The organism is Streptomyces sp. NPDC002870 (assembly GCF_042888505.1).
Classification (GTDB): Bacteria; Actinomycetota; Actinomycetes; order Streptomycetales; family Streptomycetaceae; genus Streptomyces.
The window spans coordinates 90,158-111,216 of record NZ_JBIAPW010000023.1 but is presented as its reverse complement, the minus strand read 5'-3'; the positions used below and the strand labels follow the sequence as shown (position 1 = coordinate 111,216).

At 70.4% G+C, this 21,059-nt stretch carries 18 protein-coding genes; 1 reads left to right on the top strand and 17 read right to left on the bottom strand.

Features of this window, described 5'->3' with window-relative positions; translation table 11 throughout:
* Positions 1–17 precede the first annotated feature (17 nt).
* The 12 genes from ACFYWY_RS25490 to ACFYWY_RS25435 form a co-directional block, all read right to left on the bottom strand.
* Positions 18–1,073, bottom strand: a complete 1,056-nt coding sequence (locus tag ACFYWY_RS25490; RefSeq protein ID WP_389190331.1) for a cytochrome d ubiquinol oxidase subunit II — start codon at positions 1,071–1,073, stop codon at positions 18–20.
* Entirely contained in the window at positions 1,070–2,551 is a 1,482-nt protein-coding gene (locus ACFYWY_RS25485; RefSeq protein ID WP_389190330.1) for a cytochrome ubiquinol oxidase subunit I, read from the bottom strand. The genes ACFYWY_RS25490 and ACFYWY_RS25485 overlap by 4 nt, the downstream gene beginning before the upstream one ends.
* A gap of 35 nt (positions 2,552–2,586) precedes the next feature.
* Positions 2,587–3,426: an SDR family oxidoreductase gene (locus tag ACFYWY_RS25480; protein ID WP_389190329.1), complete on the bottom strand. Its 840-nt coding sequence runs from the start codon at positions 3,424–3,426 to the stop codon at positions 2,587–2,589.
* A gap of 196 nt (positions 3,427–3,622) precedes the next feature.
* Positions 3,623–5,215 (bottom strand): GMC oxidoreductase, encoded by a 1,593-nt coding sequence (locus ACFYWY_RS25475; protein WP_389190328.1) that lies wholly within the window; start codon positions 5,213–5,215, stop codon positions 3,623–3,625.
* A gap of 141 nt (positions 5,216–5,356) precedes the next feature.
* Complete coding sequence (locus ACFYWY_RS25470) at positions 5,357–6,271, bottom strand: cyclase family protein (protein ID WP_389190353.1); 915 nt, start codon at positions 6,269–6,271, stop codon at positions 5,357–5,359.
* Positions 6,272–6,393: 122 nt separating this feature from the next.
* A complete protein-coding gene (locus tag ACFYWY_RS25465) occupies positions 6,394–7,323 on the bottom strand; it encodes an aldose 1-epimerase family protein (protein ID WP_389190327.1) in 930 nt (309 codons plus the stop codon).
* 144 nt (positions 7,324–7,467) lie between these two features.
* On the bottom strand, positions 7,468–7,902 hold the full coding sequence (locus ACFYWY_RS25460; RefSeq protein WP_389190326.1) for a hypothetical protein: 435 nt from the start codon (positions 7,900–7,902) through the stop codon (positions 7,468–7,470).
* A 130-nt stretch (positions 7,903–8,032) separates the two neighbouring features.
* Positions 8,033–9,415: a chloride channel protein gene (locus ACFYWY_RS25455; RefSeq protein ID WP_389190325.1), complete on the bottom strand. Its 1,383-nt coding sequence runs from the start codon at positions 9,413–9,415 to the stop codon at positions 8,033–8,035.
* Between the two features lie 34 nt (positions 9,416–9,449).
* On the bottom strand, positions 9,450–9,743 hold the full coding sequence (locus ACFYWY_RS25450) for an SHOCT domain-containing protein (RefSeq protein ID WP_389190324.1): 294 nt from the start codon (positions 9,741–9,743) through the stop codon (positions 9,450–9,452).
* Positions 9,744–9,811: 68 nt separating this feature from the next.
* Positions 9,812–10,267, bottom strand: coding sequence for a DUF6325 family protein (locus tag ACFYWY_RS25445; RefSeq protein WP_389190323.1), 456 nt, complete (start codon positions 10,265–10,267; stop codon positions 9,812–9,814).
* A gap of 145 nt (positions 10,268–10,412) precedes the next feature.
* Complete coding sequence (locus ACFYWY_RS25440) at positions 10,413–11,702, bottom strand: ATP-binding protein (RefSeq protein ID WP_389190322.1); 1,290 nt, start codon at positions 11,700–11,702, stop codon at positions 10,413–10,415.
* A gap of 127 nt (positions 11,703–11,829) precedes the next feature.
* A complete protein-coding gene (locus tag ACFYWY_RS25435; protein ID WP_389190321.1) occupies positions 11,830–13,176 on the bottom strand; it encodes a pyridoxal phosphate-dependent aminotransferase in 1,347 nt (448 codons plus the stop codon).
* 77 nt (positions 13,177–13,253) lie between these two features.
* On the opposite strand from ACFYWY_RS25435, the gene ACFYWY_RS25430 reads away from it, so the two are divergent.
* Entirely contained in the window at positions 13,254–13,991 is a 738-nt protein-coding gene (locus ACFYWY_RS25430; protein ID WP_389190320.1) for a class I SAM-dependent methyltransferase, read from the top strand.
* Positions 13,992–14,039: 48 nt separating this feature from the next.
* Here ACFYWY_RS25430 and ACFYWY_RS25425 read toward each other — a convergent pair whose 3' ends face one another.
* From ACFYWY_RS25425 to ACFYWY_RS25405, 5 genes are all read right to left on the bottom strand, one after another.
* Entirely contained in the window at positions 14,040–15,191 is a 1,152-nt protein-coding gene (locus ACFYWY_RS25425) for an XdhC family protein (protein WP_389190319.1), read from the bottom strand.
* A gap of 61 nt (positions 15,192–15,252) precedes the next feature.
* Positions 15,253–16,734, bottom strand: coding sequence for an NCS2 family permease (locus ACFYWY_RS25420; RefSeq protein ID WP_389190318.1), 1,482 nt, complete (start codon positions 16,732–16,734; stop codon positions 15,253–15,255).
* 229 nt (positions 16,735–16,963) lie between these two features.
* Complete coding sequence (locus ACFYWY_RS25415) at positions 16,964–19,372, bottom strand: xanthine dehydrogenase family protein molybdopterin-binding subunit (protein WP_389190317.1); 2,409 nt, start codon at positions 19,370–19,372, stop codon at positions 16,964–16,966.
* Between the two features lie 2 nt (positions 19,373–19,374).
* Positions 19,375–19,983, bottom strand: coding sequence for a (2Fe-2S)-binding protein (locus tag ACFYWY_RS25410; RefSeq protein WP_389190316.1), 609 nt, complete (start codon positions 19,981–19,983; stop codon positions 19,375–19,377).
* Complete coding sequence (locus ACFYWY_RS25405) at positions 19,974–20,873, bottom strand: FAD binding domain-containing protein (protein ID WP_389190315.1); 900 nt, start codon at positions 20,871–20,873, stop codon at positions 19,974–19,976. Before ACFYWY_RS25405 ends, ACFYWY_RS25410 begins: the two co-directional genes overlap by 10 nt.
* Between the last annotated feature and the right edge of the window lie 186 nt (positions 20,874–21,059).

Sequence of the window (21,059 nt, the reverse complement as noted above, 5' to 3'; positions counted from 1 at the left end):
CCGCGGGCGTCGGACGGTCAGTCGCCGTCGGCCGCGCCGCCGAGACCGGGCGCGTTCCGCTGCAGGTCGGCGTCGGTGAGGGGTTCCAGCTCTCCGTGGGTGTCCAGCCAGTAGAGCAGGACGAGGGCGGGCCCGATGAGCACCACGGCGACGAGCGTGACGAAGCCGAGCCAGCGCAGCGTCGTGGGAGCGCCGGCGCCTTCCGCCACGGTCAGGGAGGTGGGGATGAGGTAGGGGCGCTGGGCGACTCCCCAGGCGATGACGGCCGCCGCGACCGCGCCGACGGCCGTGACGCGGGACCAGGCGCCGGACGCCCGGAGCAGGAGCCAGCCCGTGGCGGCGGCGCACACTGCGGCCAGGACGACGAACGTGAGGCCGAGGCCGTCCGTGAGCCCGTTCCACACATAGGGGGCGTCGCCGCGGGTGACGGCGAGCGCGGCCACCCCCAGCAGGGTTACGACGGCGAGGCTGCCGAGGGCCCGCAGCCGGAAGTAGCCGACGAGGTCGGGCGCACCGAAGCGTACGGCGTCCTGGGCCAGGAACACGGCTGCGAGGAAGGCCGTCGATGCGACGGTGAGCAGCCCGAAGAGGATGGAAGTGGGGTTGGACCAGGCTTCCGTCGAGGCTTCGGTTCCCGGCGCCACCCGGCCGGAGGCGACGCCGCCGACGGCCGCGCCGAGGAAGAACGGGGTGAGCAGCGAGGCGACGGCGAACGCCGCCCCGAAGATGCGCCGACGGGCCAGTCGCCGGGCGGGTTTGCGCAGCGCGAACCCGGCGCCGCGCAGGACCATGCCGATGGCGGCGAGCGCCAGCGGCAGCCACATGGCGGAGAACACGGTCTGGAACAGCGTCGGGAATCCGGTCCACATGATGACGAAGACGAAGATCAGCCAGACGTTGTTGACCTCCCAGACGGGTGCCATGGCGTGGTCGATCAGCCATCTGGGGCGCTTGCCGCGTTCCGCGCCGCCGGCGGTCAGGTCCCAGAACCCGGCCCCGTAGTCGGTGCCGCCGGCGCAGGCGTAGGCGGCCACCGCGAGCAGCAGTACGGCGGCGATGACGTTCGCGGTCATGAGAGCCCGTCCTTGCCCGCTCCCGGCCCGGCGCCACGTGAGACGAGCGCGTCGTCGGCGGGCGGCCGGGAGCGGGGCCCGTAGGGCGTGTCCGTCTCCGGTCCCTCGCCCGGCTCCCCGGCCTCCCGGCGCTCGTCGGCAAGCCTCCAGCGGGTACGCATATTGAGCAGTACGGCGAGCAGTGAGCCGAAGACCAGCACGTACACCACGATGACCAGCCCAAGCATGATCCACAGGCTGGTGGACCGGGTCGCAGTCACCGCTTCGGCGACCCGCATGTTCTGGTAGACGATCCAGGGCTGGCGTCCCACTTCGGTCGTGATCCAGCCGCATTCGACGGCGACGACCGAGGCGACTCCCGCACAGGCCGCGCCGCGGAAGAACCACGGGGAGGCGGGCAGCCGGCGGTGCCGCAGCCAGACCAGGCCGTACCAGACTGCGAGGAGCACCAGCAGCGAGCCGATCACGACCATGATGTCGAAGGCCCAGTGGGCGATGGTGGCCTGAGTGGCCGTCGGCCGTGCGTTCGCCGGGACGGACGTCAGCCCCGTCACCTTGGTGTCGGGTCTGAACCCGGCGAGGATGGAGTCGAGTTGGGGGACCTTGATGCCGCCGGAGATGGTTCCGTCCGGGTGAAGGCGTCCGAACAAGTACTCCGGCACATGGGTGTCGGTCTTCCAGACGATCTCCATCGCGGCGAACTTCACCGGCTGCTTGTGGAAGACCGACCGTGCGATGGAGTCTCCCAGCATGAGCTGCACCGGGGTGAACGCCGCGGCAACGGTGAAGGGAAGGGTGAAACCCAGCCGGTGGTAGCGGTCCCTGCGGCCCCGCAGCCAGCCGACCGCGTAGACGCCGGCGACGACGTATCCCGCGGTCACCAGCATCGCCACGACGAAGTGCCAGTACTGCGGTCCGAACATCGGGGTGAAGATGGCCGACCAGATGTCGACGTCGACGGGGTTGCCGTCGGAGTCGAGTGAGAAACCCTGGGGCGTGTTCATCCACGAGTTGGCCGCCAGGATGCCGAAGGCTCCGAGCAGTGCGGCTGCGGGAAGCGGCAGGCCGAGCAGGAAGTGGGTACGCGGCTTCAGTCTGCGCCAGCCGTAGAGGTAGATGGCGATGAGCACCGCTTCGAGGAAGAAGGCCCACGCCTCGACGCCGAATCCGATCCCGAAGACGTCACCCCACTTGCCCATCAGGCCCGGCCAGAGCAGGCCGAACTCGAAGGACAGAACGGTGCCGGTGACGACGCCGACCGCGAACTGGACCGCCATGACGGCCGACCAGCGTCTGGCGAGGAGCAGGGCGACGGGGTCGCTGTGGCGCAGGCCGCGATAGTGCATCACCAGGGTGAGGAGCGGCAGCGCCACCCCCAAGGGCACCAGGATGATGTGGGAAGCGAGGGTGAAGGCCATGAGCTGCCTGGCCGGCAGCAGTTGGGCCGGGGCGTCCGCCAGCAGGAACGTGGTGTGCATACATGCCTTTGCTGCTCGCGACGTTCAGGAGAGGATCAGCCGCCGGTGGCGAATCCGGGGAAGAGGGTCATCCCGCCGTCCACGTAGAGGGTGGTCCCCACCACGTAGTCCATGAGGTCGGACGCGAGGCCGACGACCGCGTAGGCGATGTCCTCGGGGTCTCCGATGCGGTCGTAGGGGATCAGCTTCAGCAGATCCGCCTGGGCCTCGGGCGTCTCCCAGGCGCTGCGGTTGATCGGCGTCTTGATGGCTCCGGGGGCGACCGCGTTCACCCGGATCTTCTGCGGCGCGAGTTCCTGCGCCAGCGTCTGCATCATCATGTGCACGCCGCCCTTGGACGAGGCGTAGTTCACGTGCCCCGCCCAGGGGATGAGCTGATGGACCGAGCTCATGCAGATGATCTTCCCGGCCGCCCGCGACACCTCGGGGACGACACCGCGCCGCAGGAACTCCTTCGTCACCTCCCGGGCGCACAGGAACTGTCCAGTGAGGTTGACGTCCAGCACTTTCTGCCACTGGGCGAGTGTCATGTCGGTGAGCCGGGCGTCCCGTTGCAGGCCCGCGTTGGCCACCAGGATGTCGATCGTCCCGAGCTCCTGGACCATGGCCTCGACCATGGCGACGACCTGGTCCTCCTGGGAGACGTCGGCTTCGTACGCGGCGGCACGCACCCCGAACGCCTTGATCTCCTCGACGACTTGTTCGGCCGCGTCCCGGTCGGCCACGTAGTTCACGCCGACGTCGGCGCCGGCCCGGCCCAGACCGATGGCCGTCGCCTTTCCGATACCGGAATTGGCACCGGTGACCAGCGCCTTCTGGCCTTTCAGCAGCTGCGCGGTGATCACGCCCTGTGCCGCGCCGGTGTTGGGATTCACGATTGCCTGCCTCCTCGGTGCATGGCCCCCGGTCCCGCGGGCCGCAGCGCCGGTCGAGCCCGGCTCGTCACAGAATCACCGACGGGTGGGGGGTGACACGCTCTCCGGCTTCCCGTTGGGCCGTTGGGCCGACGATCTTCGCCCGGTCGGCCCAGCCATCGGCCCCCGGCCATCGCCAGGCGGTCAGGTCAGCCGGTCAGGTCAGCCGCTCGATGATGTGGTCGCCGACCCGCATGGCGTTGGCGATGGCCGTGAGCGACGGGTTGACCGCGCCGATGCTCGGAAAGAAGCTCGTGTCCACCACATAGAGGTTGTCGAGGTCGTGCGCCTTGCAGTTGACGTCCAGGGCAGAGCTGTGCGGATCGTCGCCGAACCGCACGGTGCCTGCCTGGTGCGCGGTGGCGCCGATGGGCATGCCCTTGTGCAGATAGATGCTGTGCGACAGCAGATGGTGTTCGTGCATGCCCAAGTGGCCGAGCATTCCCTGCAGTTTGTGCTGCAGGCGCTTCAGCCCGGCGACGTTGTTCTTCTCGTCGAGGGACAGGTGGATTCTGCCGTCCCCGTCCAGGGTGACGCGACTGTCCGGCAGAGGAAGATCCTCACCGCACAGCCAGAAGTCGACGGCGTGATGGGCCAGCACCTCGAACGGCATGTCAGGGGTCACGGCTCCGGCCCAGCGCGGGGCCTCGCCGTGGATCTGCTCGGCGTCCGATTTGCCGAGCATCTGGATGCCGCCCAGCGGGTAGTCCCAGTCGTCCGCTCCCAGGTACCAGTCGTGGAGCGCGAGGGTCTTCTGGAACTGCGTGTCGTTGGGTTCCTTCGACACGGCCATCAACGCCAGGTTGTTGTGCCGCATGTAGTGCCGGCCCACCACGTCGGAGCTGTTGGCCAGTCCTTGGGGGTGACGGTCGTTGGCCGATGCCAGCAGCAGGGCCGCGGAGTTGACCGCCCCGCAGGCGACGACCACGATGTCCGCCTCGAACCGGGCCTCCGAACCGTCCGCGATCCGGGTGACGACCGTGCTGACGCTGAGCCCGGACGGGTCGGTCTCCAGCCTGACCACCCGGGCGTTGATGATCATCTCGACGTTGGGGTGCCGCAGTGCGGGCTCGACGCAGATCACCTGGGCGTCGGACTTGCCCCGCACCAAACACGGGAAGCCATCCACCCGGTTGCAGCGGATACAGACGCTGGAATGGGTCGCCCGGCCGTCTCCGTCCTGGGTCAGATTGACGCCGATGGGCAGGTGGAACGGGTGAAGTCCGCGCTTCTCGAGGTCGTCGCTGAGCTGTTGGATGCGCGGCTCGTGGTCGACGGGCGGGTACGCGTACTGCGCGCTCACCGGCCCTTCGCCGGGGTCCTCGCCGTGCCGTCCGTGCACCAGGTAGAGGTGTTCGGCCTGGGTGTAGTACGGCTCCAGGTCCTCGTAGCGGATGGGCCATGCGGGCGAGATGCCGTCGTGGTGGCTCAGTTCGCCGAAGTCCTCGGGGCGCAGCCGGAAGAGGGCGGCGCCGTAGAACTTGGTGTTGCCACCGACGTAGTAGTTGACCTCGGGCGGGAACTCGTTGCCGTGCTTGTCCAACCAGAACTCCGGGGCACGGTACTTGCCCTTGACGAATACGGCGGTGGAGTCCCAGTTGTCCCGTTCACGCGGGAGGAAGTCACCGCGCTCGAGGATGAGCACGCGTTTTTTGGAGGGGGCGAGCCGGTGGGCGAGCGTACCGCCGCCGGCGCCGCTGCCGATGATGACTACGTCGTAGTGAGGGGCATCGCCCACGGGGACCACCATCCTTGCGCTCGCGGCCCTGCGCTCCCCGCCGGGACCTGTCACTGCGCGCTGCGGAAAAGCAGCCGTCCCACCCATTCGAACTTAGCGGCCCTTACGGTTCACGGCGACCGGAGAGGCGCTGCCGCGGCCGTCGGGCCGCGGTCACTGGACGGCGATCGGATTCACCGGAGAGCCGGTGGCGGCGGGCAGCCGCAGTGGGGCGACCACGCACAGGAAACTCCAGCGGCCCGCGCATTCGCACGCGGGAGCCAACTCCTCGAACTGCAGATAGTCCATCAGGTGCAGTCCCATGGCGTGTATGGCCAGCACATGCACGGGAAAGGCGATGTCCGCAACCGCACTTGGGGCGGTGTCGTTGTTGCCGTCGCCGCCGAGCACCGCGACCTCCCGCTCGGCCAGGAACCGCATCGCCGTCGGATGAAGGCCGGCTCTGGCCTTCGCCGCGTTCCAGGCCCCGAGCTCCCTGCGTCGGCGGCGGTGACCCACCCGGACGAACAGCAGGTCTCCCGGACCGGCCCGGACTCCCTGGGCGGCCTCGGCGGCGGTCAGGTCGGCGGCCGTCACATGATCGCCGGGCTCCAGCCAGGGCACGCCGCGCAGCCGTGGGATGTCCAGGAGCACCCCGCGGCCGACGATGCCGTCCCGGACGGTGTCGAGGGAGAGTGAACCGGCGCCGTCCGGTGTCACACTGCGCGCGGGAACGCCGTTGTAGAGCTCACCGTCGAACAGCACGTGGCAGAGCGCGTCGAGATGGCTGTCGGCGTCCCCGTGCACGTTCATCGTGAACCGGTCGAGGGCGAAGTGCAGGCCGCCCGCGCCGATGGCACCGGCAGCGGGTCCGGTCATCCGGTGGTCGGCGGGTTCAGGGTTGTCCGGTCCGGGCCGTGTCTCGATGGGCGCGGCGAGGGACACCGTACGGCCGGACCGGACCTCGGCGGCCGCCGCCACCACGCGCTCGGGCGTCAGATGGCCGAGCGCCCCGCGCCGGTCGCCGGGACCGCGCCGGGCCCCGTCGCGCAGGTGCTCGTAGAGCGCCCGGAAGGCGTCCGTGGTCATGGACTGCGGGGCCGGTGGTTGCGTGCGCGTGGCCATGAGGATGTGCCTCCCGCCGACGAGTTGTGCATACGGCCGTCTCATTGTCGATCGGCCGGTCCGGGGCCGCGACAGCGGCGCGGGCCTCAGCCGCCGGTCCCCCAGGGGCCGAGTCCCCACCGGAGCACATGGCTGCCGCCCGGCTCGAGGGTGGTGAGATCCCTGCCGCTGCGGAACGCGTCCGCCGGGCAGGACATGGCCTCCACGGCGACGCCGCGCCGCCGCCGCTCGGGCTCGGGCAGCGTGTCACCGGTGAACACCTGGACGTACCGGGTGCCTTCGCCGAGCCAGAGGTCGATGCCATGGCGGCCCGAGGGGTGGGCCAGCCGCACCACGGCCCGGCCGGAGCCGTCACGGTCGAGTCCGGCGAAGGCGGTGTCCAGCTGCTGGTCGCCGATGGGGCGGGCGGTGCGGAAGTCGTACGTCGTGCCCTCGACGGGTTCGCGGCCGGTCGGCAGGCCCTGCTCGTCGGTGCACAGCCGGTGGCTGGCGGGCACGGTCAGCAGTGCCGTGTCCACCGGACCGGTGCCCACGGTCAGATAGGGGTGCTGGCCCACGCCGAAGGGCGCCGCGGTGTCCCCCGCGTTGGTCGCGGTGACGGTGACCTCGAGGCCCTCGGGCCCCAGCCGGTAGTCGGCGAATACCTCCAGTTGAAAGGGATAGCCCGGCTGCGGGAAGAGGGTGGTGCCCACCCTGACGCCGTGGTCGCTGCGGGCGAGCAGCTGCCACGGGGTCCAGCGCAGCAGTCCGTGGATCGCGTTGCGCTTCTCCGGTTCGGTCAGCGGGAGTTGCAGGTCCTGGCCACCGAAGTGGTAGCGCCCGCCGCCCATCCGGTTGGGCCAGGGGACGAGAAGTTGCCCTCGGCCGCCGGTGATCCGCGCGTCGGCGGTGAACCCGTCCAGCAGCTGCCGGCCGTCCACCTCGTAGTGGCGCAGTGCGCCGCCCAGTTGAACCACGACGGCCCTCTGCCCGCCGTGGCGCAGCTGCCACTGTTCTCCGGTCGCGAACGGGGGCATGGGCGGCTCCTGGGTCGGTGCGGTGCGGGCGGCCGGTCAGGAGCGGATGAACTCCCGCGAACCGTGGACCGTGGACCGTGGACCGTGGGCCGCGAACCGCGGGCCGTGGGCCGTGGGCCGGCCGAGCCGGTGGAGTCCCGCGCGTCAGCTCTCCGAAGGACTCGGAGCCGCGCAGAGCGCCCAGATGATGAAACCGTCGATGGCGATCAGCACGATCGCCCAGAACGGCGTGTAGGGCAGCCACATGAAGTTCGAGATCATGCCCAGACCTACCAGCACCACACCGACGACCCTGGCCCATGTGGCGCCCTGGAACACGGCGAATCCGGCGAGGACGATCACGATGCCGAGGATCAGATGGATCCAGCCCCACCCGGTGAGGTTGAACGCGTAGACGTAGTTGTCGGTGGCGACGAACACGTCGTCGTTGGCGATGGCGGCGATGCCCGCGAAGAGCGTCATGAAGCCGCCGAAAACCATCAGGATGCCGGCGAAGACCAGCCACCCGCTCCCGAGGCCGCTCTTCGCCGTACTGCGCGCCTGGGCGCCCGTGTGGGTTCCGCTCACATGACTCGTCATGGTGCGCTCCTTCATCTCGTACGACCGGCCTGGACGGACTCCCGTACCGCCGATCGGGCTACCTCCAACATCGGTCCAAGTGATCGGGTTCGCACCTCGGGGACTGTTCCGCGGCGGTGCGACGCCGCTCTCAGGCCCGGTCGGCCGCGTCGGCGGGCACAGCTCCGGCGGGCTTGCCCACCGGCGCAACAGCGCGTCCGGGAGGAAGCAGCTCGGCGGTCACGAAGGCCACGACGGCCGCCAGGATCACCACGGGGCTCATGGCGGCACTGCCGAGCATCAGGGCGACGAGCACCACGCTGCTGACGGGCAGTCGCAGGGCACTGGCGGCCGCGGCCGCCATGCCCGCGGCCAGTCCCGGTACGAGCCCCAGACCCGGAAGGGGCGCGAGCAGCACGCCCGCCGCGGCGCCCAGGAACAGCGAGGGAAAGACGGGTCCGCCTCGCAGGCTGCCCAGACAGAGCGCGTAGGCCGCGCCCTTGCAGAGCATTACGGCGATCAGGGCGCCGACCCCCCAGGCGTGCGGATCGGCGGCGAGCCCTGCCATCATCGCCTGACCGGACGAGGCCACGTCCACGGGCGACCGGTCGGTGACGAGCGCGTACACGGCTGCGCAGGCGCCGGCGGCCAGTCCGCAGACGGCCGTGTGGACGACGGTACGCGTCGCGACGAACGCGGCGACCCGTCGGCCTGTGACCATCACCAGATGCACAGCGGCACCGATCGCGACGGCCATCAGCACCGACCAGACCACGTCTCCGGCGTCGAGACGCGGAAACGGTTCGCCCAGCTTCAGGGACAGACCACCGGTCGAGAGACCGGTCCACCGGCCGAAGCCTGTGAACACGAGCGACCCCACCCCGCTGGACAGCAGCGCCGGCAGCATGACCGCGAACAGTTGCGGACCGCCGATCCCCGCCACCTCCATGAGCAGCACCGCGGCGATCAGCGGGTTCCCGAAGATGGCGGAGAGAGCCGCCGCGGCCCCTGCCGCGCCGAGGAGCGCCGTGGTCGCCGGGGTGGCCGGCGCGCGCGCGAGGTCCCGGAACAGGATCGCCAGGCCACCGCCGAAGGCGATCAGCGGAGCTTCCGGGCCCAGGGTCGCGCCCAGCGGGAGGCTGGCCACGGCCGCGAGGACCACCCCGGGCAGGGCCCTGGCCGGGGCACCGCCCGCATGCAGTCCCGACGCGGGGATGTGACCGCCGGCGCCGGGCAGATGTGTGACCACCAGACCGACGCCGATGCCGGCCACCGGCAGCAGGGGCAGCGGCCACCACCACGGCGGGGTGTTCCAGCCCAGGGCCTGCGGCAGATCGGCCCACATCAGATGCTCCAGCTCGTGGAGCGCGACGAGGAACCAGAACGCGGCGAACGACACCGGAATACCGATGAGGGCGCAGAACACGAGCGTTTTCAGATAGCTCGGGTCGCGCAGCATGCCACGCAGCCGGTCCGCCTCCTCCGGCTGCGTTGCGCCGCCGGATGCGGCCGGCCGCGGGCTCGGCTCCGTCATGGGGTCGTCCCTTCCCAGTCCCCCATGTCCGGTGTCAGCCGAGGATCTGGCGCTTCTGCGCCTCGAATTCCTCTGCGGTCAGCGCCCCTTGGGCCTTCAGGTCGCTCAGCTGCTTCAGCTGGTCGATTTTGTTGGTCATGTCGTCGTCGGGGAGAGCCGGCGGCGGTGCGGCCTGGGTGGCAGGGGCCTGGGAGACGGGGGCCGAGGCCTGCTGGTCGTCCTGCTGTGCCCATCGGCCCGCCTGTCGCCGCGACACGCGATTGGACACCGCGGTTGCGGTGCCGGCAACGACGGCGGTGCGGGCGACGCCACGAAGAAGTCCGGGCATGTTCACTCATCTCCCACGGTGCGTACGGGGCGGACCGCCACGGCGGCGGTCCGCGGGTCGTCGCTCTCTCAGCCTGCGACCGGTCTGTCGGGCGCCGCCTCTACCGCGTCCAGCGAGGCCAGCAGGGCCTGGACGGGAATTCGGCCGCCCGCCACCAGCTGCGCACCGCTGCGCCGCATGGCGCGGGCGAAAGGTGCCGCCCAGAGGTTCTCGTACACCAGGATTCCCGCGGAGTTGCCCGGCTCCAGCGCGGCCCCGGCCTCGTCGATGTCGTCCTGGCCGAGCAGCCCGGACGAGGCGCCCTCGAAGACGGTCAGGTCGACCCCGTCGCCGAGGTCCGTCAGTTCCACCGCCGCTACCGAGCCGTCGCTGTCCTTGCGGACGAAGAGGAGGTCGAGGATGCGGATGATTCCGCGATCGACCAGATCGACGAGCAGGGGGAAGCCCTCGCCCGTCATGCGATTGCCGGGGAACTCGACAATCATGTAGTCGACGGGTCCCATCGCTTCGAAGTCGTCGCTCATCGCCACTCCTCACGAGCGGGTAGGGGTCCGGGACTCGCCCGCCGCTTGTGTCCCGCGGCGCTCGCCACGGCAGGCCGGTGGCGGACAGCCCTCCAGGTCATTGCAGCACCCCGTGGAGGGCTTCGCACTTCCAAAGGCCCTTGCGTCAGAACCGCGCGTGAGCCGTGATGTCCGCGCCGAACTCCTCGATCATCGCGGGCGTCACCGTCGGCCTGCACTGGGCGATCGCCGACAGATAGTCCTCCGTGCTCGCGCCGAAAGCCCGCTGGTCCCCCATGCCGCTGCCGATCGTCTCCAAGTCGCGCTCGAACGCCGTCTGGGCCGCGATCCGGGCGGCGTGCTCGATGTCGGCGGGGGTGAACAGTTCGGTGGCCGCCACCAGGACCGTCACATCCACGTCGGGGCGGCCGTCCGTGTACCGGGACCAGATCCCCGCTCGGGCCGCCGTGTCCGGGGTGCCGATCGGGATCAGGTAGTCGAATCGGCCGGGGCGCAGGAACGCCGGGTCGAGCGAGCGGATGGAGTTGGTGGCGCACACCAGCAGACGCTCGTCCCGCTCCCGGAAGCCCGGTATGAGCTTGAGCAGTTCATTGGTCACCCCGTGCATCCCGCCCGGCTGCGCGGGCTCGGTGCGTACCGGGGCGATCTCCTCGACCTCGTCGATGAAGACCAGGACCCGTTCGAGCTCGGCGATCCGGGCGAACGCGCTCCGCAGGGCGGCCGCCAGATTGCCCTCGTCGGCAAGGCGGGACGGGAGCAGTTCGACGAACGGCCAGCCGAGCTTGGAGGCGATACCCCGGGCGAACGTGGTCTTCCCGGTGCCGGGCGGGCCGAACAGGGCGATGGCCCGCGGCGGCCGCACCCCGTGCCGGGCGGCTCGCTCCGGTTCCGCGAGCGGCAGCACGACGCGCCGTTCGATGAGGTCCTTCTCCGCCTCCATGCCGGCGACCTTGGCCCACAGGTCGTTCGGCAGGAACCGGCCGCCGAGGTCCTCCAGCAGACTGGCCGCAGGGCCGTGGAGCGGCTCGACCTTCTCGAAGTAGGCCACTGCGGGCTGCCGCGTGTAGCCCGCGTTGAGCAGCCCCTCGCCGAGCAGTTCCTCCTCGGGCAGTACGTAGGCGACACGGCTCACCCGGGCGGCGACGAGCCGTCGCTCCAGCTCCACCAGGAGGGCGCTCGCCAGCCCCCGGCCGCGCCAGGCCGAGGAGATGGCGATACGCATCACCCAGGCGCGCTCACCGGCCACGCAGGCGAGGGCCGCGCCGATGGGGAGGCCCTGGTGGACGGCTACCACGGCGGGCTGCCGCGAGGTGAGCGCGCCGATGCATTCGGCGAGCGAGAACACCGACTCCTGGCCGAGTTCGGCCGTGGTGTCGATCAGGTGGACCACCGCCGCGAGATCGCTCTCGCGGTAGTCGTGGATGAGCCACTTCATCGGTACCGCCCCTCGTTGGTGGTGTTCCGGCGAGGCTAGGGGCGGCGGCGCGGCGGGTCCTGCTCCACTGTGCACAATGCCCGGCCCGGAACCCGACGTTCCGTCGGTAGCCAGGACGGACGGGGCACTATGCCTGGGCGATCAGGCGGTCCACCGCCGCCGTGCCCGTGGAACGGACCGCCCCGAGGCCCCGCGCCTCGACCGGCGGCTGGGCCAGCGCCAGCATCGGCATCGGCCCCGGCTGCTGCACCTGCACCTGTGGCTGCGGCAGCGGCAGCGGCTGCCGCCTGGGCTCTGGCGCCTGGGCCAGCATCGGCGCCAGCGGCTCCGGAAGCGGCTCTGGCACCTGGGTGCGCTGCCCGTACAGCACCTGCTCCATCGCCGACATCAGCCGCACCACATCCTGCTGCGGGCGCACCACCAGCCGCAGGAACCGGCTCGAACTGCCGATCTTGTTGCTGCACTCGCGCACCAGCACCCCGTGCTCGGCGAGCAGCCGGTCCCGCAGGACCGTCCCGTCCACGCCCTCCGGCAGGCGTACGTAGAGGAAGTTGCCCTGCGAGGGGTAGACGGTCAGGCCCGGCAGCTGGGAGAGCCGCCAGGTCATCTCCTGCCGGTCGCGGCCGGCCTGCTGAAGGCTCTCGGCGTACTCCTGGCGGTGCTCCTTCAGCATGAACACCACGGTCTCCGCGAAGGAGTTGAGGTTCCACTTCGGCAGTGCGGCCCGCACCTTGCCGGCCAGGCTGGGGTTCGACACGAGATAGCCGAAGCGCACGCCGTGCAGCCCGAAGTTCTTGCCCAGGCTGCGCAGCACGATCACATTCGTCCGCAGGACGGCCTCCGCTGCGACGCTCGGCTCCTGTTCTGCGTCCGAGAATTCGAGGAAGGACTCGTCGACGACGATCAGGTCCAGGTCCTGGAGCGCGTCGAGCAGAGCGATGACCTGCTGCTTGGGCAGGAAGCCGCCGTCGGGGTTGTTGGGGTTGCAGATGACCGCGGCCCGGGAGCCACGGGTCCGGACGAACTGTACGAAGGACGTCGGATCGAGGCGGAAGCCGTGCGCCTCGGGCAGCAGGAGCATGTCGACGCGCTTGCCGGTCTCCATCGGCTGGTCGGTCCACCGGCCGAAGGTGGGGACGGGCACGGCCAGCGACTCGTGCACCAGCAAGTGGTCGATCCAGGTGATCAGTTCGGTGGAGCCGTTGCCCATGGCGACGGTCTGCGGGTTGAGCCCCAGCACCTGGCACAGCTCGGCGGTGATGGTGTCGGCGCCGCTCGGGTAGTAGGTGAGGATCTCGCGCAGACTGCGGCCGAGCTGGTCGAACATCGCGGGGGTGGGGAAGTACGGATTGCACGGGATACAGAAGTCGGTGATCTCACCGGCGGGGCCACCGCCTGCCCGGTTCAGCGTGAAGTACGACGGGCTGTGCGCGGTGGACGCGCGGAAGAGTGCGGTGACATTGCTGCCGGCCATTGACCCTGCCTCCCCTGCATGGAACGGCCCGTACGGATGCGCAGGGACCCTCCACGTATACGGAGGAAGATGGGGTGATGTTCACTCCCTCGGGCCCCTCCTTCCGCGAGCTCGCCGTGCAGGCGCTCTCGTCCACCGAGCATGGTTACGACCTGCTCGCGCCCAAGTTCGACGAGACGCCCTTCCGGACGTCGGAGCGCCTGCTGGACGCGGTGGTTCACGCCGTCCGGCCGCTCGGCCCCTTCTCGTCGGGACTCGACGTCTGTTGCGGCACCGGCGCCGGTGTGGGCGTCCTGTCGCAGCTGTGCGAGGACCGGGTCACCGGTGTCGACTTCAGCGCGGGCATGCTCGCAGAGGCCAGGCGGTCGGCGCTGAGCCGGCCGGGCGCGCCGGACGGTCCGGCGGTGAGCTGGGTACGGGCCGACGCCCGCGCTCTCCCCTTCGAGCGGGCCTTCGACCTGGCCGTGAGCTTCGGGGCGTTCGGCCACTTCCTGCCCCAGGAGCGGCCGCTGCTGTTCGCCCAGGTCCACAGGGCCCTGCGGCCGGGCGGCCGGTTCGTCTTTCCCGTTCCGGCGCCGCCCCGGATCGGCTCGCGGCTCTACTGGACGCTGTGGGGTTTCGATGCGGCGATGCGCGTACGGAACCTGCTGTGGCGGCCGCGCTTCGTCATGTACTACCGCACCTTCCGGCTTCCGGATGTGCTGGCCGACCTGGGGCGGGCGGGGTTCTCGGTGGAGCTGCGGCCGATGAAGGATCTGGGCCGGTTGCCGGACGGCAGCCCGCGCTGCCGGCTGGTGGTGGCACGCCGCGGGTGAGGCCCGGGAGCGCCGGGCCGGACGCGGACCGCCCTGGCAGGGCGGTCGTCAGGCGACCGACCCGATCCGCCCCGTCAGCTCCTGCTCGGCGTCGTGGTGGATCGGGGTGTGTGCTCCCGTCAGGGAGACCCCGCTGCCGCCACGGCGGTTTGCCACGATCTCCGCCGCGATCGAGAGCGCCGTCTCCTCCGGCGTGCGCGCCCCCAGGTCCAGGCCGATCGGGCTGCGAAGACGGGCCAGTTCGAGTTCGGTGACGCCGACCTCGCGCAGGCGGGTGTTGCGGTCCTCGTGGGTGCGGCGGGAGCCCATGGCGCCGACGTAGGCGACGGGAAGCTTGAGCGCCAGTTCGAGGAGGGGGACGTCGAACTTGGCGTCGTGGGTGAGGACGCAGAGGACCGTGCGGCTGTCGACCTGAGCCGACTCCAGGTAGCGGTGCGGCCAGTCGACGACGATCTCGTCCGCCTCCGGGAAGCGGGTCCTCGTCGCGAAGACGGGGCGTGCGTCGCAGACCGTGACGTGGTAGCCGAGGAACTTGCCGACCCGTACCAGCGCGGAGGCGAAGTCGATCGCACCGAAGACGATCATCCGGGGAGCGGGGACCGAGGACTCCACGAGGAGGGTCAGCGGCTGCCCGCACCGGCTGCCGTCCTCGCCGATGACGACCGTGCCGGTCCGGCCGGCGTCCAGCAGGGCGCGGGCCTCCCCCGCCGCCGTGCGGTCCAGTCCGGGGTGGCCGCCGAGGGAGCCTTCGTACGTACCGTCGGGACGGACCAACAGCGCGCGGCCCATCACATCCGCGGGGCCGTCCGTGATCCGCGCGACCGCCGCCGCCTCACCTCCGGCGGCGGCGGACAGCGCGGCGGCGAACACCTCCCTCGCGGGCGCGTGAGCGCCCACCGGCGTGACGAGGATGTCGATGATGCCGCCGCACGTCAGGCCGACGGCGAAGGCGTCCTCGTCGCTGTAGCCGAAGCGCTCGAGGACGGTCCCGCCGTCCTCGAGCGCCTGCCGGCACAGCTCGTACACCGCGCCTTCCACACACCCTCCGGAGACCGACCCGATCGCCGTGCCCTCGCTGTCCACGGCGAGAGCCGCGCCCGGCTGCCGGGGCGCGCTCCCGCCGACGGCCACCACAGTGGCGACGGCGAACTCGCGGCCCTGCTCGACCCACCGGTTCAGCTCTTCGGCGATGTCCAGCATGTCGGTCTCCTCAAGTGTGTGTGAGGCGGGGGGAGTTGCCGGGCCCGCCCGGCTCCCGGGGCTACTTGACTCCCAGCCAGCCCTCGATCGGATGAAGGGCGAAGTAGGCCAGGAAGACGACGGACAGCACCCACATCAGCCAGCCGACGTCACGCGCCCTGCCCTGTACGGCCTTGATCAGGACGTGCGCGAGGACGCCCGCCGCGATGCCCGCCGTGATCGAGTAGGTGAAGGGCATCAGCACGGTGGTCAGGAAGACCGGGATCGCGGTCGCCTGGTCGTTCCAGTCGATGTGCTTGGCATTCGTCAGCATCATCGATCCGATGACGACGAGCGCGGCGGCCGCCACCTGCGTCGGGATGACCTGGGCCAGCGGGGTGAAGAACAGGCAGAGCGTGAAGGCAAGGCCGGTGACGACGCTGGCGAAGCCGGTGCGGGCACCGTCGCCGACGCCCGCGGTGGACTCGACGAACACCGTCTGGCCGGAGGCGCCCGCGAGGCCGCCCATCGCGCCGCCCGCGCCGTCGATGGCCAGGGCCTTGTTGAGTCCGGGCATCTTGCCCTTGTCGTCGGCGAGGCCCGCCTGCTGGCCGATGCCGATGATGGTGCCCATGGCGTCGAAGAAGCCGGCCAGTACGAGGGTGAAGACGATGACGCCGACGGTGATGCCGCCGACGCTGCCGATGCCGTCGAACGAGACGCTGCCGAAGAGGCCGAAGTCCGGCGTGCTGACGATGGAGCCGGTGATCTCGGGGGCGTTCAGTCCGCCCCAGGCCTTCCTGTCGAGCCCGGCGAACTGGTGGACCGCGGCGGCGAACACCGTGCCGCCGACGATCCCGATGAGGATCGCGCCGGGCACCTTGCGGACCTGCAGCAGGAAGATGAGCAGGACGGTGACGGCGAAGCAGAGCACCGGCCAGCCGGTGAGCATGTCGCTCGTACCGAGCTGGATCGGTTTGGCTCCCGCGATGCCGCCGTCTCCGGGCATGGAGGTGACGAAGCCGGCCTGGACCAGGCCGATGAGGCAGACGAAGAGACCGATCCCCATGGTGATCGCGTGCTTCAGCGCCAGCGGGATGGCGTTCATGATCAGTTCGCGCAGGCCGGTGACGACGAGCAGGACGATCACAAGACCGTAGATGACGCACATGCCCATCGCGTTTTCCCAGGTCATCTCCGGCGCGACCTGGAAAGCCATGACGGCGGAGACGCTGAGTCCCGCGGCGAGGGCCAGCGGCACATTGCCGAGGAGGCCCATCACGATGGTGGTTGTGGCGGCGGCGAAGACGGTCGCGGTGGTCAGCTGATCACCGTCGAGCCTGTGGCCGGCAGCATCGGGCACCGACAGGATCACCGGGTTGAGAAGGATGATGTACGCCATCGCCATGAAAGTGGTGATGCCGCCACGCACCTCCCTGCCGATGGTCGACCCTCGCTGGGTTATGTGGAAGTACCGGTCGAGCCAAGACCGGCCGGCAGGCAGGCGCGTACCCGCGCCGGCGTCCTCCGCCGTGGTCTTGGTCTCAAGGGACTGCTGGGTCATGGTGCCTACTCCCAAGGTTCACAGGGGCACCCGCGTGAGCGTTGTAGCTGCGGGATTTGGGATGGTGCGTGGGCTGCACGACCCGGGGGACGGCCCGAGACGAACTGGGTGAAGCTGGGGTACTGCGGTGTTGCTGGTGTTGCTGGTGTTGCGCAAGGACCGCGAGCGGTGCGGTACTTGAGTTCTCCGGGCGGTGGGGACCGCCCGGAGAGTTTGTGGGGGATGGGGATCAGGTGCCGGTGAGGTGCTCGGGGCGCACCGGTGTCCTGTTCAGCTCCAGACCCGTCGCGTTCCGGATCGCCGCGAGGACGGCCGGAGTCGAGGAGAGGGTCGGGGCCTCGCCGACGCCGCGCAGTCCGTACGGCGCGTGGTCGTCGGCGAGCTCGAGTACGTCGACGGGGATGGTCGGCGTGTCGAGGATGGTGGGGATCAGATAGTCCGTGAAGGACGGGTTGCGCACCTTCGCGGTCTTCGGGTCGACGATGATCTCCTCCATGACCGCGACGCCCAGGCCCTGGGTGGTGCCACCCTGGATCTGGCCGACGACGGACAGCGGGTTGAGCGCCTTGCCGACGTCCTGGGCGCAGGCCAGCTCGACGACCTTGACCAGGCCGAGCTCGGTGTCCACCTCCACCACCGCGCGGTGTGCGGCGAAGGAGTACTGGACGTGGCCGTGGCCCTGCCCGGTGACCAGGTCGAAGGCCTCGGTGGGGCGGTGGCGCCACTCGAGCTCCAAGTCCACCGCCTCACCCTCCAGGACGTCCACCAGGTCGGCGAGAACCTCGCCGCCGTCGGTGACGACCTTCCCGCCTTCGAGCAGCAGCTCGGCGGTGGCCCAGGCCGGGTGGTACGAGCCGAACTTGCGGCGGCCGATCTCCAGGACCTTCTCGCGGACGTTCTCGCAGGTGTGCTTGACCGCGCCGCCGGTGACGTACGTCTGGCGGGAGGCCGACGTCGAACCGGCGGAGCCGACCTGGGTGTCGGCCGGCTGGATCGTCACCTGCGTGACGCCGAGCTCGGTTCGGGCGATCTGCGCGTGGACGGTGACTCCGCCCTGGCCGACCTCCGCCATCGCGGTGTGCACGGTCGCGACCGGCTCGCCGCCCACGACCTCCATGCGCACCCGCGCGGTGGAGTAGTCGTCGAAGCCCTCGGAGAAACCGACGTTCTTGATGCCCACCGCGTAGCCGACGCCGCGGACGACGCCCTCGCCGTGCGTGGTGTTGGACAGCCCGCCGGGCAGGGCGCGTACGTCCGCCTGCTCGCCGGCCGCGAGCCACTGCTGCTCGGGCGGCAACGGCCTGGCCTTGATACGGCGCAGCAGCTCGGCGACGGGAGCCGGCGAGTCGACCGGCTGCCCGGTCGGCATGAGCGTGCCCTGCTCCATGGCGTTGAGCTGACGGAACTCGACCGGGTCGATGCCCAGCCGGGCCGCGAGCTTGTCCATCTGCGCCTCGTACGCGAAGCACGCCTGGACCGCGCCGAATCCGCGCATGGCGCCACAGGGCGGGTTGTTGGAGTAGAGCGCGAGCGCCTCGATGTCGACGTCGTCGAGGACATACGGGCCGACGCTCAGGGACGCGGCGTTGCCGACGACCGCCGGGGAGGCCGACGCGTACGCGCCGCCGTCCAGGACGATCCTGCACTTCATGTGCGTGAGCTTGCCGTCCTTGGTGGCGCCGTGCTCGTAGTAGAGCTTCGCCGGGTGCCGGTGCACATGTCCGAAGAAGGACTCGAACCGGTTGTAGACGATCTTGACCGGCTTGCCGGTACGGAGTGCGAGCAGGCAGGCGTGGATCTGCATCGACAGGTCCTCGCGGCCGCCGAACGCGCCGCCGACGCCGGAGAGCGTCATCCGCACCTTCTCCTCTGGCAGGCCGAGGACGGGAGCGATCTGGCGGAGGTCGGAGTGCAGCCACTGGGTGGCGACGTACAGCTCGACGCCGCCGTCCTCTGAGGGGACCGCGAGGCCGGACTCCGGGCCGAGGAAGGCCTGGTCCTGCATGCCGAAGGTGTACTCGCCCTTGACGATCACGTCGGCGCGCTTTGCCGCCTCCTCGGCATTGCCGCGGACGATCGGCTGGCGGTGCACGATGTTCGGGTGCGGGACATGGCCGATGTGGTGGTCGGTGCGGCCCTCGTGGACCAGGATCGCGTCGGGCGCTGTCGCGGATGCCTCGTCGGTGATGAGAGGCAGCTCGGCGTACTCGATCTTGATCTTGGCTGCGGCGCGCCGCGCGGTCTCCGGGTGATCGGCGGCGACCAGGGCCACCGGCTCGCCGTGGTGGCGGACCTTGCCGTGGGCGAGTACCGGGGTGTCCTGGATCTCCAGGCCGTAGTTCTTCACCTCGGTGGGGAGGTCGTCGTAGGTGAGCACGGCGTAGACCCCGGGGGTCGCGAGCGCCTCGGAGACGTCGATCGACTTGATCTCGGCGTGCGCGACCGTGGAGCGGAGCGTGTGACCCCACAGCATGTCCTCGTGCCACATGTCCGAGGAGTACGCGAACTCACCGGTGACCTTGAGCGTGCCGTCGGGCCGGAGCGTCGACTCGCCAATGCCGCCCTTGGTCTGGGAGCCCTGGGAGATGTTGGTGGGAGTGCCGGCCGGAGCGGTGGCGACTCTGGTGTTGCGTGCCATCGTCAGACCGCCTCTTCCTGGCGGGCCGCCGCGAGGCGGACCGCGTCGAGGATCTTCTCGTAACCGGTGCAGCGGCAGAGGTTGCCGGAGAGCGCCTCGCGGATGTCCGCGTCGGACGGCTCGGGATTGCGCTCGAGCAGTTCGTCTGCGGCGACCAGCAGGCCTGGGGTGCAGAAACCGCACTGGACGGCACCGGCGTCGATGAACGCCTGCTGGATCGGGGAGAGTTCTGCGCCCTCGCCGGTCTGCGAGTCCTGGGCCTGCGGGCGGAGCCCGCTGTCGGACGGCAGCGCCGCCCACTGCTGGGCGTCCTGGAGGGAAGTACCGCAGGCTCCGGTGCCGCAGCCGTGCTCGGCGCGCTGCTTGGCGAAGTCCGCCAAGCCCTCTACGGTGACGACCTCGCGGCCCTCGACCTGACCCGCGGCGACGAGGCAGGAGCAGACCGGCACGCCGTCCAGGCGGACCGTGCAGGAGCCGCACTCGCCCTGCTCACACGCGTTCTTGGAGCCAGGCAGGCCCATGCGCTCGCGCAGTACGTAGAGAAGGCTCTCGCCCTCCCACACGTCGTCGGCTTCCTGCTGACGACCGTTGACCGTGAAGTTCACGCGCACTGTGCGCCTCCCTTTGTGCCGTGGGCATTGCCCCGGTATGCCTCCCAGGTCCAGCCGAGGGTCCGGCGGGCCATGACGCCGACCGCGTGGCGGCGGTAGCTCGCGGTGCCGCGCACGTCGTCGATCGGGCTGCAGCCGCCGGATGCGAGCTGCGCGAACTGCTTGGCGATCGACGGGGTGATGATCTTCTTGCTGTCCCAGAAGCCGCCCTCTTCGAGCGCGGCGTTCAGGAACTCCTCTGCGGCCTTCGCCCGGACCGGGGTCGGGGCGGCCGAGCCGATGCCGGTGCGCACCGTGCGGGTCTCGGGGTGCAGGGCGAGGCCGAAGGCGCAGACCGCGATGACCATCGCGTTGCGGGTGCCGACCTTGGAGAACTGCTGCGGCCCGTCGGCCTTCTTGATGCGGACGGCGCGAATCAGCTCGTCCGCGGCGAGCGCGTTGCGCTTCACGCCGGTGTAGAACTCGTCGATCGGGATGAGGCGGCTGCCGCGCACCGACTCGACCTCGACCTCGGCGCCTGCGGCGAGCAGCGCCGGGTGGGCGTCGCCGGCCGGGGACGCGGTGCCGAGGTTCCCGCCGACGCCGCCGCGGTTGCGGATCTGCGGGGAGGCCACGGTGTGCGACGCCAGTGCCAGACCGGGCAGCTCGGCCCGGAGGTGCTCCATGATCTGGGTGTACGGCACGGAGGCGCCCAGGCGAACGCTCTCCTCGCCGGCCTCCCACTCGCACAGCTCACCGATGCGGTTCAGGTCCAGGAGGTACTCGGGCCGGCGGTGGTCGAAGTTGATCTCGACCATCACATCGGTGCCACCAGCAATGGGTACGGCAGTGGGGTGCTCGGCCTTGGCGGCGAGCGCCTCCTCCCAGCTGGCGGGGCGAAGGAAGTCCATGAGTGGCTCTCTTCTTCTTCATCGGACGCATCGGGGGTCGTTCGTCGCAAGCGGGCCCGGGACGGTTGGCCCTCGACTGGTTATTCATGTGCTGTTAACGCGGTGTGGCCCCAGTACACAAGCCGTGCCCCGCTCGGTGCAGTCACCGAAACCATGAAGGAGTTGGCTGGTCGCCTGTCTCGTCTT